The organism is Ancylobacter sp. G4_0304 (assembly GCF_047501495.1).
In the GTDB taxonomy this organism is placed as follows: Bacteria; Pseudomonadota; Alphaproteobacteria; order Rhizobiales; family Xanthobacteraceae; genus Ancylobacter.
Genome location: NZ_JAZDRM010000022.1, coordinates 51123 through 68341 on the forward strand (window position 1 = coordinate 51123; position 17219 = coordinate 68341).

17 protein-coding genes are annotated in these 17219 nt (G+C 68.7%); 2 read left to right on the forward strand and 15 right to left on the reverse strand.

What is annotated here, in order from left to right; translation table 11 throughout:
- Window positions 1-10: 10 nt before the first annotated feature.
- From VRZ77_RS13855 to VRZ77_RS13865, 3 genes are all read right to left on the reverse strand, one after another.
- A complete protein-coding gene (locus VRZ77_RS13855) occupies window positions 11-739 on the reverse strand; it encodes a protein glxC (protein ID WP_414593230.1) in 729 nt (242 codons plus the stop codon).
- Window positions 736-1617, reverse strand: coding sequence for a class II glutamine amidotransferase (locus VRZ77_RS13860; RefSeq protein ID WP_414593231.1), 882 nt, complete (start codon window positions 1615-1617; stop codon window positions 736-738). The genes VRZ77_RS13855 and VRZ77_RS13860 overlap by 4 nt, the downstream gene beginning before the upstream one ends.
- 129 nt (window positions 1618-1746) lie before the next feature.
- On the reverse strand, window positions 1747-2433 hold the full coding sequence (locus VRZ77_RS13865) for a helix-turn-helix domain-containing protein (RefSeq protein WP_414593232.1): 687 nt from the start codon (window positions 2431-2433) through the stop codon (window positions 1747-1749).
- Between the two features lie 180 nt (window positions 2434-2613).
- Between VRZ77_RS13865 and sthA the strand changes: the two genes are divergently transcribed.
- Window positions 2614-4008: a Si-specific NAD(P)(+) transhydrogenase gene (gene sthA, locus VRZ77_RS13870; RefSeq protein ID WP_414593233.1), complete on the forward strand. Its 1395-nt coding sequence runs from the start codon at window positions 2614-2616 to the stop codon at window positions 4006-4008.
- Between the two features lie 6 nt (window positions 4009-4014).
- On the opposite strand, the gene VRZ77_RS13875 is transcribed toward sthA, so the two are convergent.
- From VRZ77_RS13875 to VRZ77_RS13910, 8 genes are all read right to left on the reverse strand, one after another.
- Window positions 4015-4404: a type II toxin-antitoxin system death-on-curing family toxin gene (locus VRZ77_RS13875; RefSeq protein ID WP_414593234.1), complete on the reverse strand. Its 390-nt coding sequence runs from the start codon at window positions 4402-4404 to the stop codon at window positions 4015-4017.
- Window positions 4401-4607 (reverse strand): hypothetical protein, encoded by a 207-nt coding sequence (locus VRZ77_RS13880; RefSeq protein WP_414593235.1) that lies wholly within the window; start codon window positions 4605-4607, stop codon window positions 4401-4403. Before VRZ77_RS13880 ends, VRZ77_RS13875 begins: the two co-directional genes overlap by 4 nt.
- Window positions 4608-4656: 49 nt before the next feature.
- A complete protein-coding gene (folD, locus tag VRZ77_RS13885; protein WP_414593236.1) occupies window positions 4657-5529 on the reverse strand; it encodes a bifunctional methylenetetrahydrofolate dehydrogenase/methenyltetrahydrofolate cyclohydrolase FolD in 873 nt (290 codons plus the stop codon).
- Window positions 5530-5557: 28 nt separating this feature from the next.
- Window positions 5558-6439: a formyltetrahydrofolate deformylase gene (gene purU / locus VRZ77_RS13890; protein ID WP_414593237.1), complete on the reverse strand. Its 882-nt coding sequence runs from the start codon at window positions 6437-6439 to the stop codon at window positions 5558-5560.
- Between the two features lie 86 nt (window positions 6440-6525).
- Window positions 6526-7140 carry a sarcosine oxidase subunit gamma gene (locus VRZ77_RS13895; RefSeq protein WP_414593238.1) on the reverse strand — a complete coding sequence of 205 codons (615 nt, stop codon included), beginning with the start codon at window positions 7138-7140 and terminating at the stop codon, window positions 6526-6528.
- Entirely contained in the window at window positions 7133-10111 is a 2979-nt protein-coding gene (locus VRZ77_RS13900) for a sarcosine oxidase subunit alpha family protein (RefSeq protein ID WP_414593239.1), read from the reverse strand. The genes VRZ77_RS13895 and VRZ77_RS13900 overlap by 8 nt, the downstream gene beginning before the upstream one ends.
- On the reverse strand, window positions 10108-10371 hold the full coding sequence (locus VRZ77_RS13905) for a sarcosine oxidase subunit delta (RefSeq protein ID WP_414593240.1): 264 nt from the start codon (window positions 10369-10371) through the stop codon (window positions 10108-10110). The genes VRZ77_RS13900 and VRZ77_RS13905 overlap by 4 nt, the downstream gene beginning before the upstream one ends.
- Entirely contained in the window at window positions 10371-11621 is a 1251-nt protein-coding gene (locus VRZ77_RS13910) for a sarcosine oxidase subunit beta family protein (RefSeq protein ID WP_414593241.1), read from the reverse strand. Before VRZ77_RS13910 ends, VRZ77_RS13905 begins: the two co-directional genes overlap by 1 nt.
- A gap of 121 nt (window positions 11622-11742) precedes the next feature.
- Here VRZ77_RS13910 and VRZ77_RS13915 point away from each other — a divergent pair, with 121 nt between their 5' ends.
- Window positions 11743-12714: a LysR family transcriptional regulator gene (locus VRZ77_RS13915; RefSeq protein ID WP_414593242.1), complete on the forward strand. Its 972-nt coding sequence runs from the start codon at window positions 11743-11745 to the stop codon at window positions 12712-12714.
- Window positions 12715-12723: 9 nt separating this feature from the next.
- Here the strand turns inward: VRZ77_RS13915 and VRZ77_RS13920 are convergent, their stop codons facing one another.
- The 4 genes from VRZ77_RS13920 to VRZ77_RS13935 form a co-directional block, all read right to left on the reverse strand.
- Complete coding sequence (locus tag VRZ77_RS13920) at window positions 12724-13938, reverse strand: beta-ketoacyl-[acyl-carrier-protein] synthase family protein (RefSeq protein ID WP_414593243.1); 1215 nt, start codon at window positions 13936-13938, stop codon at window positions 12724-12726.
- Window positions 13938-14213, reverse strand: coding sequence for an acyl carrier protein (locus tag VRZ77_RS13925; protein ID WP_241619717.1), 276 nt, complete (start codon window positions 14211-14213; stop codon window positions 13938-13940). The genes VRZ77_RS13920 and VRZ77_RS13925 overlap by 1 nt, the downstream gene beginning before the upstream one ends.
- 172 nt (window positions 14214-14385) lie before the next feature.
- Window positions 14386-15852, reverse strand: coding sequence for a GH1 family beta-glucosidase (locus tag VRZ77_RS13930; RefSeq protein ID WP_414593244.1), 1467 nt, complete (start codon window positions 15850-15852; stop codon window positions 14386-14388).
- Window positions 15853-15865: 13 nt separating this feature from the next.
- Window positions 15866-17200: a GntP family permease gene (locus tag VRZ77_RS13935; protein ID WP_414593245.1), complete on the reverse strand. Its 1335-nt coding sequence runs from the start codon at window positions 17198-17200 to the stop codon at window positions 15866-15868.
- Between the last annotated feature and the right edge of the window lie 19 nt (window positions 17201-17219).

A 17219-nucleotide genomic window follows, 5' to 3' on the forward strand; every position in this document is an offset into this window, starting at 1 on the left:
GCGCGATCCCTCAGTAGCTCGACACGTTGTCGACGTGGAAATGGTAGAGCGTGCGGGCCGAGCCGTAGCGGCGGAACTCGGAGATATCGACCTCGCCGAGTATGCCGGCGGCCTCCAGCTTCGAGGCCAGAAGCGTCTTGTGCTCCTCGCGCATCTCCTTCTCGATGCAGTCGGCGCCGAGGCCCGCGACCGTGCCGCGCACGAACAGCTTGGCCTCATAGAGGCTGTCGCCCAGCGCTTCGCCCGCATCGCCGAGCACGGTGAGCGTGCCGGCCTGGCCCATGAAGGCCGAGAGGTGGCCGACCGAGCCCTTCACCACGATGTCGATGCCCTTCATCGAGATGCCGCAGCGCGCGGAGGCGTTGCCGTCGATGATCAGCAGGCCGCCATTGCCGGTCGCGCCGGCCGCCTGGCTGGCGTCGCCCTTCACATGGACAAGGCCGCTCATCATGTTCTCGGCGACGCCGACGCCGGCATTGCCCTCGATGGTGATGCGGGCCTGCTTGTTCATGCCGCCGCAATAATAGCCGACCGGGCCGTCGATCTCGATGCTCGCCGGCACGTCGAGGCCGGCGGCGATGGCGTGGAGCCCGCGCGGATTGGCGATCTTCCACAGCGTCTCATTGGTGTCGGGCTTGAGCGCGTGCAGCGCGCCGTTCAGCTCGCGCACCGTCGAGGTGGCGAGGTCGACATGGGTGGTGCCGTCCAGCACGGACGAGCTTCGCAGGGAGAGGTTCATGCTGCGCGATCCCAGAAATAGACCTTGGCCGGCTCGGGTTCGAACACCCGCGCGGTCTCGATGCCGGGCAGGCCGGCGAGCGCGCGATATTCCGAGCCGAAGGCGACGTAGGCGTCGGTTTCCGCCATGACGGCGGGCTTGCAGGCGATCGGGTCGCGCAGCACGCCGAAGCCGCTCTCGGTGCCGACCACGAAGGTGTAGAAGCCGTCGAGGTCGTCGAGCGAATGCTCCAGCGCCTCGCCCAGCGTGTCGCCGGAGCGCATGCGATAGGTGAGGTAGGCGGCCGCGACCTCGCTGTCGTTCTCGGTGTCGACGTTCACGCCCTCGCGGGCGAGGCGGCGGCGCACGCCGGCATGGTTGGACAGCGAGCCGTTATGGACGAGGCACTGGTCCGGGCCGGTGGAGAACGGGTGGGCGCCGTCGGTGGTCACCGCGCTCTCCGTCGCCATGCGGGTGTGGCCGATGGCGTGGGTGCCGCTCATGCTCTCCAGCTTGAAGCGGCGGGCAACCTCGATCGGCAGGCCGACTTCCTTGTAGAGCTCCATGCGCGCGCCGGTGCCGACCACGCGGACCTCCGGGGCGAGCCCGGCGAGGGCCGCGCGCACCAGACCCTCCTCGGCGGCGGGCACGCTGAGCACGGCATGGGTGCCGCGCGGGACGATGGCGTGGCCAAGCTGCGAGGCCAGCGCGGCGAAATCGGTACCGTCAGGGCCGCGAAGGGTGAGCTTGACGAAACCGTGGTTGCCGGCGCCGTAGACCGCGAAGCCGGCGGAATCCGGTCCGCGGTCGCACATGACGTCCAGCATGCCCGACAGCAGGGCGCCGAGCTGCGGCTCCAGCTTCGGGTCTTTCAGAAACAGGCCGACAATGCCGCACATCGGCAGGACTCCCGGGGCAAGAAATGCGTGAAGTGATCGCGTAGCCCTGTTGTAGGAGCGGTGGACGGCAGCGTCAATGCAGGGGAATAAATTTTTCTTCTTAGGAAATCGTCCACTGCCGGGCGTGCCTCATCCCGGCTCGCGCGGGTAGATGATGATCGACAGATAGCTCATCGGCCGCACCAGCAGTTCCTCCGGCCCATGATTGGCGGCGCTGTCGAACAGCAGCGAATCGCCGGGCTTCAGGTGATAGGTGCGGTCGCCGTGGCGGTAGACCACCTCGCCGCTCACCATGTGGATGAACTCCACGCCGGCATGGCGGAAGCCGGTATAGGGCACCGCCTCCTCGGAAAGCGTGATGAGGTAGGGCTCCACCGCTACCTCGCCACCGAGCGCATGGCCAAGCAATTCGTACTGATGCCCGACCTTGGTGCCCCGCCGCTCGATATGCACGCCCTGTCCGGCCGGCACATAGGAACAGTCGCGCTTCTCCTCGAAGCTGGTGAATAGCATGGACAGCGGGACGTTGAGCGCGCTGGAGATCGATTGCAGCGTGGCGAGCGAAGGCGAGATCAGCCCGTTCTCGATCTTGGAGAGCATGCCGACCGAGATGGCCGCGGCATTGGCGAGGTCCGAGACGGTGAGGTCCAGATCGCGGCGGATTGCCCGCACCTGAAGGCCGAGCGCCTGTTCGAGCGTGCGTTCGCTGGTGGCCGGCGCGCCCGACCCCGTGCTCAGATCCTCGACCGGCGCATCGGCCTTCCGGCCCTTCAACTCTGCCACCTTACCGATTCCCCCATGCTTCTGAATGATCATTCCCGCAGATGGGAACTCCATAACCACAAAAAGCCAAGTCCGAACTGTCCCGGAAGCGCGGAAAAGCGCCCGCCGGGTATGCGGGAGCCCCGCGCCGTCATGTCGGCTTGGCATTCATCATGCATCGTCGAGGCCGCGCGGCGCACGTCCGGCGCCTTCGGTTGAGCGGTACGATTGCCCATGCATGACTTCGACATGATCGTTATCGGCAGCGGCCCTTCCGGCCGCCGCGCGGCGGTGCAGTCCGCCAAGATCGGCAAATCGGTGCTGGTGATCGAAAAGGGGCGGCGTGTCGGCGGCGTCTCGGTCCATACCGGCACCATCCCCTCCAAGACCATGCGCGAGACCGTGCTCAACCTCTCGGGCTGGCGCGAGCGCGGCTTCTACGGCCGTTCCTACCGCGTGAAGCAAGACATCTCCGCCGGAGACATCCTCGCCCGGCTGCACAAGACGCTGGACCACGAGGTGGAGGTTCTGGAGCACCAGTTCAGCCGCAACGCCGTCAAAAGCCTGCGCGGCGAGGCCCGTTTCCTCTCCCCGCACGAGATCGAGGTCACGGGCGAGGAGGGCGAGACGCAGGTGGTGAAAGGCGCGCACATATTGATCGCGTGCGGCACCAACCCGTTCCGCCCGGATTATGTGCCGTTCAACGGCGCCACCGTGTTCGACAGCGACGAGATCGTCGAGCTGCCGCGCCTGCCGCGCAGCCTCGCGGTGATCGGGGCGGGGGTGATCGGCGTCGAATATGCGACCATCTTCAGCGCGCTCGATGTCGCGGTGACGCTGATCGAGCCACGTTCCTCCTTCCTCGACTTCATCGACAAGGAGCTGATCGAGGAATTCGTCCATGAACTGCGCGACCGCAACGTCGCGCTGCGCCTCGGCGCGGCGGTGTCGACCATCACGCTCGGCCCCGACGAGCGGCCCGTCGTGAAGCTCGCCGACGGGCGCACCGTGGTCGCCGACATGCTGCTATTCGCCGCCGGCCGGGTCGGGGCGACCGCACGGCTCAACCTGGAGGCCGCCGGGCTGACGGTGGACCATCGCGGCCGCATTGCGGTGGACCCGAAGACGCTGCAGACGGTGGTGCCGCACATCTATGCGGCGGGCGACGTGATCGGCTTTCCCAGCCTCGCCTCGACCTCGATGGAGCAGGGCCGCCTCGCCGCCTGCCACGCCTTCGGGCTGGAGCCGCCACCGCCGCCGGAATTCTTCCCCTATGGCATCTATTCGGTACCGGAAATGTCGACGGTCGGCATGAGCGAGGAAGAGGTGCGCCGGCGCGAGATTCCCTATGAATGCGGCATTGCGCGGTTCCGCGAGACCTCGCGCGGCCACATCATGGGGCTCAATAACGGGATGATGAAGATGATCTTCTCGGTGCGCACCCGCCGGCTGCTGGGCGTGCACATCGTGGGGGAGGGGGCGACCGAGCTGATCCATATCGGCCAGGCGGTGCTGAACCTCAAAGGCACGATCGACTATTTCATCGAGAACACGTTCAACTATCCCACGCTCGCCGAAGCCTACAAGATCGCCGGGCTGGATGCGTGGAACAGGATGTCGAGGGTGTGAGGGGGCTTATGGCGCGGGCGAGATGAACATGGAAGACAGCAGTATTTCTGGCTCCAGCGTGCCTGTGATGACTGCAATAAACAGTTCCGCCAGATGGTAGTCGTCTTTCGCTCTCAAGGCGAACCCGTTGATGTGAAAGAAGGTGAGCATGGCCGCCCATGCCGTCCGCTTGTTGCCCTGGGCAAACGGATGGTTACGGGCGATGGCCACTGCAAGTGCCAGCCCAAGCTCACCGATGTCCTTGGCGCGTTCGTAGTGCCATCGGTTCTGAGGCACTGTGAGCGCGGATTCCAACAACCCGCCGTCCCTTAAGAGAAAGGGCTCGCCGGAATGTTCTACAAGTCGGCGATTCAAACGAATGACAAAATCAGACGAAATCCAACGCGGCTCGCTCACTCGCCGAGCTTCGCCATGACGCGCGGCCAACGCTTCATCACGGCGTCAGCAAAGGCCTCGGGGTCGACCTCGCCGCTGGCGTCAACTCGTACGTCCAACCCGCCAGCATCGAGTGCCGCCTGAATCCGCGCATTCTGAATCCGGCGCTGCTCGTCGTCACGAGTGGCCTTTTTTACAGGGTGAGTGTCGCGTGCGGTGCTCATGCGCTCAATATAGCGCGCGTCGCACCTAGCTTCAACGAACCCTCCCCCCTCACACCCCCACCTGCCGCCGTGCCGCCGTCAGCGTGTTGGCGAGCAGGCAGGCGATGGTCATCGGGCCGACGCCGCCGGGCACGGGAGTAATGGCGCCGGCGATGCCCTGCGCCTCGTCAAACGCCACGTCGCCGACCAGCTTCGTGCCGCCGCCCGCCTTCTCCACGCGATTGATGCCGACATCGATCACCGTCGCGCCGGGCTTGATCCAGTCGCCGCGGATCATCTCCGGCCGCCCCACGGCGCCGATCAGGATATCGGCGCGCCGGCATTCCTCGGCGAGGTCCTTGGTGCGGGAATGGGCGATGGTGACGGTGCAGTCCTCGCGCAGCAGCAGCTGGGCGAGCGGCTTGCCGACGATGTTGGAGCGGCCCACCACCACGGCGCGCAGACCGGCGAGCGAGCCGAGCTGGTCCTTCAGCAGCATCACGCAGCCGAGCGGCGTGCAGGGCACCAGCGCGTCGAGCCCGACCGCGAGCCGGCCGGCATTCACCACATGGAAGCCGTCGACATCCTTGGCCGGGTCGATGGCGGCGAGCACATCCTGCGCGTCGAGATGGCCGGGCAGGGGCAACTGGACCAGAATGCCGTGCACGCCCGGATCGGCATTGAGGCTCGCGATCAGCGCCAGCAGTTCGGCCTGGGCCGTGGTGGCCGGCAGCTTGTGCTCGATCGAGGCCATGCCGGCCTCCACGGTCTGCTTGCCCTTGTTGCGGACATAGACCGCGCTGGCGGGATCCTCACCCACGAGAACCACCGCGAGGCCCGGCGTCACGCCGGTTTCCTGGTGGAAGGCGGCTACCTCGCCGGCAAGGCGCGCGCGCAGCTTCTCGGCAAAGCCCTTGCCGTCGATGATGCGGGTCTCGACCATGGGACAGCTCTCCAGTGGGGCAAAAAGTTCAGTCGCGGAACACCACGGTCTTGTGCCCGTTGGTCAGCACGCGGTCGTCGAGATGCCAGGCCAGCGCCCGGGCGAGCACGCGGCGCTCGATGTCGCGGCCCTTGCGCACCAGCGCTTCGGCGGAATCCTGATGGGTGATGCGCTCGACGTCCTGCTCGATGATCGGGCCTTCGTCGAGGTCCGAGGTCACGTAATGCGCGGTGGCGCCGATCAGCTTCACGCCGCGCTCGAAGGCCTGGTGATAAGGCTTGGCGCCCTTGAAGCCGGGCAGGAACGAGTGGTGGATGTTGATGCAGCGGCCGGACAGCTTGGCCGACAGCCCGTCCGAGAGCACCTGCATGTAGCGCGCGAGCACCGCAACTTCCGCGCCGGAGGACTGGAACAGCTCCCAGAGCTGGGCTTCCTGCTCCATCTTGGTCGCCTTGGTGATCGGCAGATAGTGGAACGGGATGCCGTCGAAATCGAGATGGGCGTAGGTCTCGCGCGGGTAGTTCGCGGCGATGGCGACGATATCCATCGGGATTTCGCCAATGCGCCAGCGATACAGCAGGTCGGCGAGGCAATGGTCGAACTTGGAGACTAGCAGCATGACGCGGCGCTTCTGCGAGCGCGGGCGCAGCCGGTAGTTCAGCGAGAAGCCCTGCGCCACGGCGGAGAAGGCCGTGCGGATCTCTTCGAAGCTGAAGTCGTCGGACACCCGCTCGAACGAGACGCGCATGAAGAAGCGCCCGCTCTCGGTATCGTCGAACTGCTGCGCTTCAAGGATGTTGCAGCCATGCTCGAACAGGAAATTGGCGACGCCGGCGACAATGCCCGGCCGGTCCGGGCAGGAGAGCGTGAGTACGTAGGTCTCGGTGGAGGCGGCGGCAGGATTGGTCATGGCAAATCTCGTCACAGGGCCGGCGCGTGGCGCGGCGGTGTTTTAGGGAGAAAAGCTGCGGGAGGGAAGCGCGCCTCGCGCTGCGGTCAACCTCGTCCGTCGAGCTGGAAACCGCAGGGCGCGGCGGCGCTGATCAGCGCGCGCAGGAACGCGGCCTCATAGGAGCGGGCGACCAGAAGGCGGTATCGCGGGGCGTCCGCGCTCTGCCACAGCGTGACGCCGATATGGCTGAACACGGTGGTGGCGGCGCTGCCGGTGGCGAACGCGGAGGGGTGGAGATCGAGCGCAAGCCCCTTGGCCAGCACCTCCCGCACCTTCGCGCCGGACAGTTCGTACACCAGGGCCGAGTCGGTCTGCTCGGTGATCGCGGCGAGCGAACCGAGCGCGGCGGCGAGCCGGCTTGCGAGGTCGCTCGCGGCATCGGAGAGCACCATCCAGCGGCCCGGTGCGGTGCCGATGAAGCTCAGCCCGCCGGCAGAAGTGGCGCGCGGCGCGTCGATCGGGCGCACGCCAAAGGTGCGCGCGGCAGCCTCCACCAGTTCGGCCTCGTGGCCCCGGCGCGCGGCAAGGCTCGCCAGCGCGGCGGGGACGAGGCGGGTCGCCCGCAGGCCGGGTTCCACCTGCGCGCCGTAATGGCCATCGGGCGGAAGCTGCGTGACCGGGATGCCGGCCAGCGGATCGTGATGAGACCGGTCAGCCACGGAGCCTCTCCCCCTTGGGATCGATGAAGCCCGGCTCGCAGACTTCCACCTCGAAATCATTGCCGCGCACCGGGTCGTAGGCGCGCACGCGGTAGCCGATGCGCTCCGGCCCGTCCTTCAGCAGGCCGAGCCCGATCCAGTGGCCCAGATGCGGCGAATAGGCCACCGAGGTCATGTAGCCCTCGTCATTCTCGACGCTAGCCGCCTTGCCAGGAGCGAGGAAATGCGCGCCCGCGCGCAGCCTTTGCGTACTGTCGACCGGCCGGAAACCGACAAGACGGGGACGCTCGGGATCGGCGATGCCGGGCCGGGCGGCCATGACGCGGCCGATATGGTCCTTCTTGGTCGAAGCCATGCGACCGAGCCCAAGATCGGCGGCGGTAGTCTGGCCCGTCAGCTCGTTGCCGGAGACATGGCCCTTCTCGATGCGCAGCACGCCGAGCGCCTCGATGCCGTAGGGCGTAATGCCGAACGCGTCGCCGGCCGCCATCAGCGCCCTGGCCAGCGCCTCGCCATGGCGGGCCGGAACCGCGATCTCGAAGCCGAGTTCGCCGGAGAAGGACAGGCGGAACAGCCGTGCCGGCACGCCGCCCATCACCGAGCCGGAGATCGCGCCCATGAAGGGCAGACCGTCATTGGACACGTCGGTGCCGGCGTCGACGATGCGCGCCAGCACCTCGCGCGAGCGCGGACCGGCGAGCGCGATCTGCGCCCATTGCTCGGAGACCGAGGTCAGCGTCACATCCAGCTCGGGCCACAGCACCTGAAGGCAGAATTCCAGATGCTGGAACACCTTGCCGGCATTGGCCGTGGTGGTGGTCATCACATAATGGCTCTCGCCGAGCCGGGCGGTGGTGCCGTCATCCATCACAATGCCGTCCTCGCGCAGCATCACGCCGTAGCGCGCCTTGCCGACGGCCAGGGTCGAGAAGGTGTTGATGTACACGCGGTCGAGGAAGGCGCCGGCATCGGGGCCCTGAAGGTCGATCTTGCCGAAGGTCGAGACGTCGATCAGGCCGACCGAGGCGCGCACCGCCTTCACCTCGCGGTTGACCGTCTCCAGCCAGTCGGTTTCCCCGTCGCGCGGGAAATATTGCGCGCGCAGCCACGGCCCGGTCTCGATGAACACCGCGCCGAGCGACGCCGCCCAGTCATGGGTCGGGGTAAGGCGGGTGGGGCGGAAATCCTGCCCGCGATGATGGCCGGCAAAGGCGCCGAGCGCGACCGGCGTATAAGGCGGGCGGAAGATGGTGGTGCCGGTCTCGCCGATGCCCGCCCCCGTCAGCTCCGCCATGATGGCGAGGCCGGTGACGTTGGAGGTGCGGCCCTGATCGGTCGCCATGCCCAGCGTGGTGTAGCGCTTGAGGTGTTCCACCGAGCGGAACCCCTCCTTGTGCGCGATGCCGATATCCTTGGCGGTCACGTCGTTCTGCTGGTCGACGAAGGCCGGGCCTTTCGAGCCGGCGACGTGCCAGAACGGGGTGATGGCGTAACGCTCATCCGCCACCGGCGGCAGCGCGAGGATGGTGGTGGCAAAGCCGAGATCGGCGGCGGCCGTCGCGCCTTCCGCCGCCCCTTCGCGCAATATGTCGGCGAGGGCGAAGCTGCCCTTGGCCGCGCCGGCGACCGTGAGGCCGGGCGGGGTGGAGCCGGGCACGAAGGCGGCGATGTCCGCGCGCCATGTCGGCTTGCCGCCATGGTGGCAGGTCAGGTGCACATTGGGCGACCAGCCGCCGGAGACGGCCAGCGTATCGGCGGCGAGGCGCTCGGTGCGCCCGTTCGCGTCGACGGTGAGGCCGGAGAGCGTGGCGCCCGGCAGCAGGCCGCTATGGGTGGCGACGACCTGTCCGCTCAGAATTGCACGCACGCCCTGCCGATCGGCCTCGCGGGCGAGCGGGGCGGCGATGTCGGGGCGGATGTCGATGATCGCCTCGACATTGGCGCCGGCATCCTTCATGGCGAGCGCGTCGCGCCAGGCGGCGTCATTATTGGCGAACAGCGCAAGGCGTTTACCGGGAAGCGCGGCGTAGCGGTGCACATAGGTCGCGGCGGCGCCGGCCAGCATCACGCCCGGCCGGTCATTGCCGCCGAACACGATCGGCCGCTCGGTGGCGCCGGCGCACAGCACGGCGCGCGTCGCCTGAATGCGCCACAGCACCTGCCGGGGCTGGAACGGGGCGGGGGTGGCGAGGTGGTCGCTCACCCGCTCCACCGCGCCATAGACGCCGCTGTCATAGACACCGAACACGGTGGTGCGGGTCATGATCCGCACATTGTCGAGGCTGCACAGCTCGGCAAGGGTCGCGGCGACGAACTCGCCCGCCGCCGCGCCGTCGATCTCGCCCGGCTCGGCATTCAGCCGCCCGCCGACGCGGAAATCCTCCTCCGCGAGGATCACGCGTGCCCCGGCGCGCCCGGCGGCGAGCGCCGCCATCAGCCCGGCCGGGCCGGCGCCGATCACCAGCACGTCGCAGAAAGCGTTGGCCTTCTCGTAATGGTCCGGGTCTTCCTCCGGCGCAGCGCGGCCGAGGCCGGCGGCGCGGCGGATCACCGGCTCATAGAGCTTCTCCCAGAAATGGGCGGGCCACATGAAGGTCTTGTAGTAGAAGCCGGCGCCGAGGAAGGGCGAGAGCAGCCCGTTGACGCTCAGCGCGTCGAGGGCGAGCGAGGGCCAGCGGTTTTGGCTGGACGCGCTTAGCCCGTCGAACAGTTCGACCACCGTGGCGCGGGTGTTCGGCTCGCGCCGCGCGCCTTCGCGCAGTTCCACCAGTGCATTCGGCTCTTCCGGTCCGGCCGAGAAGATGCCGCGCGGGCGGTGATATTTGAACGAGCGGCCGACAAGGCGGACGTCGTTGGCCAGCAAAGCGGAGGCGAGGGTGTCACCCTCATAGCCTTGATAGCCCTTGCCGTCGAAGCGGAAGGACAGCGGGCGGGCGCGGTCGATCAGGCCGCCGGAGGGGAGGCGGCTCATGATCCGCTCCTCGTGAAGACGGCCGCCGAAATGGCGTGGGTGCGGGTGTTGCGGGTTACGGTCACCCAGCGCCGGCAGCCATTGGCGTGATACCAAAGCTCCCGGTGCGCCCCGGCCGGGTTGTCGCGCAGATAGACGTAATCGTGGAACGCATCGGCCGCGTCCGCCGCCGCCGGATCCGGGCGGGTGACGGTGGCGTCGCCGAGATAGGCGAATTCATGGGCGTCGCGCGCGCCGCAATAGGGGCAGGGAATACGCATCAGTGCAGGTTCGGCTGCGCGCCGACTCCCTTTTCGTCGATCAGATGTCCGGTGCGGAAGCGGTCGAGACGGAAGGCGGTGCCGGTGGCGTGCGGCTCGTCCTTCGCCAGCAGATGGGCGAAGCACCAGCCCGAGGCCGGCGTCGCCTTGAAGCCGCCATAGCACCAGCCGGCATTAAGATAGAGGCCGGGCAGCGGCGCGTGATCGATGATCGGCGAGCCGTCCATCGACATGTCCATGATGCCGCCCCACATGCGCAGTAGGCGCAGCCGGCCGATGCGCGGCATCAGGGCCATGCCGCCCTCGCACACATCTTCCACCACGGGGAGGTTGCCGCGCTGGGCGTAGGAATTGTAGCCGTCAATGTCGCCGCCGAAGACCAGGCCGCCCTTGTCGGACTGGCTGATGTAGAAATGCCCGGCGCCGAAGGTGATCACGCCGTCGATCAGCGGCTTCAGCCCTTCGGAGACGAAGGCCTGCAGCACATGGCTTTCGATCGGCAGGCGCATGCCGGCCATGGCCGCGAGCCTGGAGGAGGAGCCGGCGACCGCGAGCCCGACCTTGCCGGCGCGGATTTCGCCGCGCGTGGTCTGCACCCCCGTCACCGCGTCGCCCTCGCGGATCAGGCCGGTGACCTCGCAGTTCTGGATGATATCGACACCGAGCCGGTCGGCGCCGCGCGCATAGCCCCACACCACGGCGTCGTGGCGCGCGGTGCCGGCGCGGCGCTGGAGCAGGCCGCCGCGGATCGGGAAGCGGGCATTGGCGAAATCGAGGAACGGGTACATGGCCCGCACGCCCTCGGTGTCCAGCAGTTCCGAATCCGCCCCGTTCAGCCGCATCGCGTTGCCGCGCCGCGCATAGGCGTCGCGCTGGGCGTCGGAATGGTACAGGTTGAGGATGCCGCGCTGGCTCACCATCGCGTTGTAGTTCAGCTCCTGCTCCAGCCCTTCCCAGAGCTTCATCGAGAACTCGTAGAACGGCTCGTTGCCCGGCAGCAGGTAGTTGGAGCGGATGATGGTGGTGTTCCGCCCGGCATTGCCGGAGCCGATATAGCCCTTCTCGATCACCGCCACATTGCGGATGCCGTGCTGGCTGGCGAGGTAATAGGCCGTGGCCAGCCCATGCCCGCCGCCACCGACGATGATCACGTCATAGGAAGGCTTCGGGCTGGCATCGCGCCAGGCCGGCTTCCAGCCGGATTGGCCGGACAAGCCGTTACGAAGAAGGCTGAGGAAGGAATAGCGCATGGCGGCTCGCTGCATCTGTCGATAAAGCTATAGTGCGCGGCGAAGCCGGTGATAATATAAGTTTTGGTTATAGTTTGGAAGGCGCCGCTCGTGGCGCGCGATCAAGGAGTTGTGCCAACCCATGCCACCTTCCGACACGCTGCCCTTCGACCTTCGCGCGCTGGAAATCTTCCTCGCCGTCTGCGACGCCGGCACCATGGCGCAGGCGGCGCGGCGGCTCTCGCTCACCCAGCCGGCGATCTCGCAGGCCATTGCCGACATGGAGCGGCGCATCGGCATCGCGCTGTTCGACCGGCGCGCGCGGCCGCTCGCCCTCACCGCCGCCGGCGGGGCGCTGCGCCAGCGGGCGAGCGCGCTGCTTTCCGAGGCGCGCCAGATCGCGCCGCTGCTGCGCGAGGCCGAGCACGCGCGCCTGCCGCTGCTGCGCGCCGGGCTGGTGGATTCGCTTGCCCGCGTGCTGATGGCCCCGCTCGCCGGCCGGCTCGACGAGATGGCGGAACAGGTGTCGCTGCTCTCGGGGCTTACCGCCTCCCATGCCGGGGCGCTGCTCACGCGTCAGCTCGACCTGCTGGTCGGGGCCGATGAGCTCGACGAGATCGAGGGGCTGGAGCGCTGGCCGCTGCTGAGCGAGCCTTACATCCTGCTGCTGCCGGAAGCCGCTCCCGCGCCGACCCGCGCGGGTGATCTGGCGGAACTGGCGCGGCAGACGCCGCTGGTGCGCTTCTCCGCCCGCTCGAAGACCGGCATGGAGATCGAGCGCCATCTGCGACGGCTGCGGCTCGATCTGCCGCGCCGGCTGGAGTTCGACACGCCTTATGGGGTGAGCGCCAGCGTGGCGGCAGGCGCCGGCTTTGCCATCACCACGCCGCTCTGCCTGCTGGAGGCCGGGGTGCCGCTGGCGGGGCTGGCCTGCCACCCGCTGCCCGGCCCGTCGCTGACGCGCCATTTGACCTTGATCGCGCGCCGGCAGGAGCTCGGCCGCCTGCCGCGCGAGGTCGCCGCCTTCTGCCGCGAGCGGCTGGCGGCGCAACAGGAGGCGGTGCGCGCGCTGGTGGGCGATAAGCTGGCGGCGGAGTTTCGCGTGGAGGGGTGAGGGGCGACCTCAGCCGCGATAGCGCCGCGCCGCCAGCACGGCATTGAGCCCGCCAAAGGCGAAGCTCGACGAGAGCGCAACCTCGATCTCGGCGTCGCGGGCCTGGTTCGGCACGCAGTCGATATCGCAGTCCGGGTCGTTCTCGCGGAAGCCCATGGTCGGGGGCAGGAAGCCTTCGCGCAAGGCGAGCACCATGGTCACCATGTCGAGCGCGCCGGAGGCGCTCATGGTGTGGCCGTACATCGATTTGGAGGACGAGACCGGCAGCGCCGCCATGCGGTTGCCGAACACGGCGCGCAGCGCGGCGCTCTCGGTCTTGTCGTTCAGCGGCGTCGCAGTGCCATGGGCGTTCACATAGTCCACCGCGTCGGGCGACAGGCCGGCATCCTCCAGCGTCGCAGAGATGGAGCGGGCGCAGCTCGCCATGTCCGGAGCGGTGATGTCCATGCCGTCCGCGCTCATGCCGAAGCCGATCAGCTCGGCATGGATGGTGGCGCCGCGCGCCACGGCGTGGTCGAGATTTTCCAGCACCACCGCGCCCGCGCCTTCGCCGATGACCAGCCCGCCGCGATCCTTGGAGAACGGGCGGCAGGCGTCGGGGGCCAGCACGCGCAAGGCTTCCCAGCTCTTGAGCATGCCGTAGGTGATCTGCGATTCCGCCCCGCCCGCCAGCGCGACATCGAGCATGCCCGCGCGGATCATGTGGAAGGCGGTGCCGATGGCGTGCGAGGCCGAGGAGCAGGCCGAGGCGATGGAGAAGGACGGGCCGTGAATGCCGAGGTCCATGGTGACGTGGCTCACCGGCCCGCTGGGCATGGCGCGCGGCACGGTGAAGGGATGCGGGCGCGGCGCCTTCTCGAAATAGAGCTTGCGGTAGCTGTCGTCGACGGCGTGATAGCCGACCGAGGCGGCGAAGATCGCCCCGACGCGGTGGGGCGCGACGCCCTCGCGCGCGGGGCCGGCATCCGCCATCGCCTGCCGCGCGGCGACGAGGCCGAGCTGGCTGGTGCGGTCGATGAGGCCGAGCTGGCGCGGCTCGAAATGCGCCTCGGGGGTGAAATCGCGCACCTCGGCGGAAATCTTGACCTTCATGGTCGAGACGTCGACGCCGCGCGTCTCGCCAATGCCGACCGTGCCGGCCTTCAGCCCCGCGAGATGCGCGGCCACGTCATTGCCCAGCGCCGAGAGCGAGCCGAGCCCGGTGATCGCGACCCGCGCCGCCATCAGGCCGAGGCCGCCCGGGCGTTCTTGGCGGCCAGCAGCTCAGCCACATGGTCCACCAGCGCGCCGACGGTCACGTCATTGCCGTTCAGCGGGCCGTCATTGGGAATCTCGATCCCGAACCGGCTTTCCAGCTTGAAGATGGTCTCGATGAGGTCGAGCGAGGAGATGCCGAGTTCCGCGACCGGGGTGTCGCGGGTCATGAGGCTCGAATCGACGCCGACTTCCCCGGCGATGAACTCGACGATTTCGGCGACGGCGGGATCGTCTGTCTGCATGCGTCTCTGCTCAGGTTTCCAGCATCGCTGGCCGCGGCGCGGCAGCGTCTCGCTTGTCGTGTGGTAGCACAAACCGGGGCGGAGCCAATAACCGCCACGCTCGATGCTGGCATGCACATGGCCGACATATATGTCCGGCGCATGTCACCCGCACCCTGTGCAGGGCTGCCGCTCAGGGCATGCTGGCGACGCCGGCGCCGCCGATCCCGGTGCCGGGCTTGCCCCGGATCACGTCCGACAGGAAGCCGAGCGAGGCCTTGGGCGTGCGCTTCTGCGTCGCGAAGTCGACATGCACCACGCCGAAGCGCCGGCGCTCGCCTTCCGCCCACTCGAAATTGTCGAGCAGCGACCACACGAAATAGCCCTGCAACGCGCAGCCCTTGCCGATGGCCTCGGCGGCGGCGGCCAGATGCGCGCGCAGGAAATCGACGCGCTGCGGATCGACGACCACGCCGTTCACTGGCGCGGGATCGTCGAAACAGGCGCCGTTCTCGGCGATGAACACCAGCGGGTTGCCGTAACTATCGCGCAGCCGCGCCAGCACCTCGACCATGCCCTGCGGCTCGATCGGCCAGCCCATGGCGGTGGTGGGCGTGCCGGGCGGCAGCGGGCCGAAGCTCGCCTGTGCCAGGAAGCTGTCGGGCGCGTTCACCACATGGGCGCGGCCGTAATAGTTCACGCCGAGGAAATCCAGCGGCGCGCGGATGGCGGCGAGGTCGCCCGGCTGGACCAGCGGGGCGAAATCCGCCTCGAACGCCGCTGGGTAGCGGCCATGGAACAGCGGGTCGAGATTGATGGTGTTCCACGCGGCGTCGAAGCGGCTGGCGGCGGCGGCATCTTCCGGCCGGTCGGTGGCCGGCAGCACCGGCTGGAGCGACAGCACGGTGCCGAGCATCAGATCGGAATGCGCCGCCCTGAGCGCCCGCAGCGCCGTGCCCTGCGCGAGGTTCTGGTGGTGCTGCGCCTTCACATAGCTCGCCCAGCCGGTGAGGCCGGGGGCGTGATTGCCGAAGCCATGGCCGAAAATGGCGTGGACCGAGGGCTCGTTGAGCATCGCCCAGCTTTTCACCCGGTCGCCGAGCCGGGCGACGGTGGCCTGCGCGTAATCGGTGAACCAGCCGGCAATGTCGCGATTGTGCCAGCCGCCACGGTCCTGCAGCGCCTGCGGCAGGTCCCAGTGATAGAGGCAGGCGAACGGGCTGATGCCCTGCGCCAGCAACGCGTCGACAAGGCGGTCGTAGAAGTCGAGGCCCTTGGCGTTCACGGCTCCGGTGCCTTCCGGCATGACGCGCGGCCAGGCGATGGAGAAGCGATAGGCCTGGAGGCCGGCGCGGGCCATCAGCTCCACGTCGCCGGCATAGAGATTGTAATGGTCGCAGGCGACATCGCCGGTGGTGCCGTCATTGATGCGGCCCGGCGTGTGGGAAAACGTGTCCCAGATGCTCGGCCCGCGCCCGTCCGCCGTCACGGCGCCCTCGATCTGGTAGGCCGAAGTGGAGGCGCCCCACAGGAAGGCCGGCGGCAGGCGCGGCACGCTGGCAGGCTGGGCCGAGGCTTTCATGGCGACCAGAGGCAGGGGTGAGGCGGCGAGGGCGGTTGAGGCGAGGGCGGAGGTGAGGAAGTCGCGTCGGCGCATCATGGTGCGGATTCCGTCAGGCGGCGATACAGAACACCCCAAGCAAGAGCAGTGCCGCGAGCGCGACGACGCCCTGTACGAGGGTGCCGAGGCTGAAGCGGGCGAGCGTGCCGCCCGGCTGCCAGCGCCCGGCCTCGCCTGTCAGCCAGAACAGGCCGTCATTTATATGGCTGACCGTCATCGATCCGGCGCCCACCGCCAGCGCGGCCAGCGCCCGTCCGCCCGGCGAGCCGAGGCCAAGCGGCTCCATCAGCTCCATCATCATGCCCGAGGCGGTGATGGCGGCGACCAGCGAGGAGCCCTGCAGCGTCTTGACCACCGTCGCCACGGCGAAGGGCAGCAACAAGGCGAGATGTGCGGGCGGTGCCCAGTCCAGCAGGCGCTCGGCGTTCATCTCCGGCATGCCGGTGTCCTGCGCGATCTTCTGCAGGCCGCCGGCGGCGCCGATCAGCAGCACCAGCCCGGTGGCGCGCATCAGCCCGCGTCCCGCCCAGCCCTGTTCGCTAAAACCGTCCGCGTGCCAGTGCCCGGTCAGCACGACCATCAGGCCGGCGCCGACCAGCAGCAGGATCAGCGGGCGGCCCAGCGCGATCAGGAATTCCCGGTTGGAGCCGCCGCCCAGCGGCTCGCTGGCGATGTCGCCGAGCGACTGGGTGATCAGCATCGCGACCAGAACCGCGCTGGTGAGCGCGAGCGCCAGCGCTGCGCGGCCGGGCGCGTGGAGGCTGCTATCGACGATGGCGCTGGTATCGACCGGGCGCGGCTCGCCCGACGCGGCGAGGCGGGCCATGGCCAGCCCGACGAGGAGGCTGAGCAGCGCGACCGGCACCCCGTACGCCAGAGCGAGGCGCCAGTCGGCCCCGAGGATGGTCATGCTCGCCAGCATCACCGGCGCCGGCAGCAGCAGGCCGTGGCCGGCGGAAACCGCGAGCGCCATCGCCAGCGCCGCGCGCGGCGTGTCGGCGCCGAGCCCGCGCCGCAGCGGCGTCAGGATCGCGAAGGCGGCGCCCGGCGTCGAGGCGACTGAGGCGACGAGGCCGACCAGCGCGACCGGCAGCGAGCGCCAGCGCCGCGCCCGCGCATGGGCCTGAAGCCACGCCGTGGCGCCGGTCGCATCGGCGATTTCGGCGAGGATGGCGGCGGCGAGCACGGTGAGGCCGAGCCCGTTGAGGCTCTGCGCGAAGCCGAGCCCGAACGCCTTGCCGACATGGCTGGTCGACATGCCAGCGGCATAGCCGAAGCCGACCGCGGCGATGACGAGGGCAAGGAAGAGATGGAGCCGTCCCTGCCGCGTGGCGAGGACGAGCAGAACCAGCGCGGCGAGGAGATAGGCGGCCTGCAGAAGCGACATGGAAAGGCGGGGCCCGTGA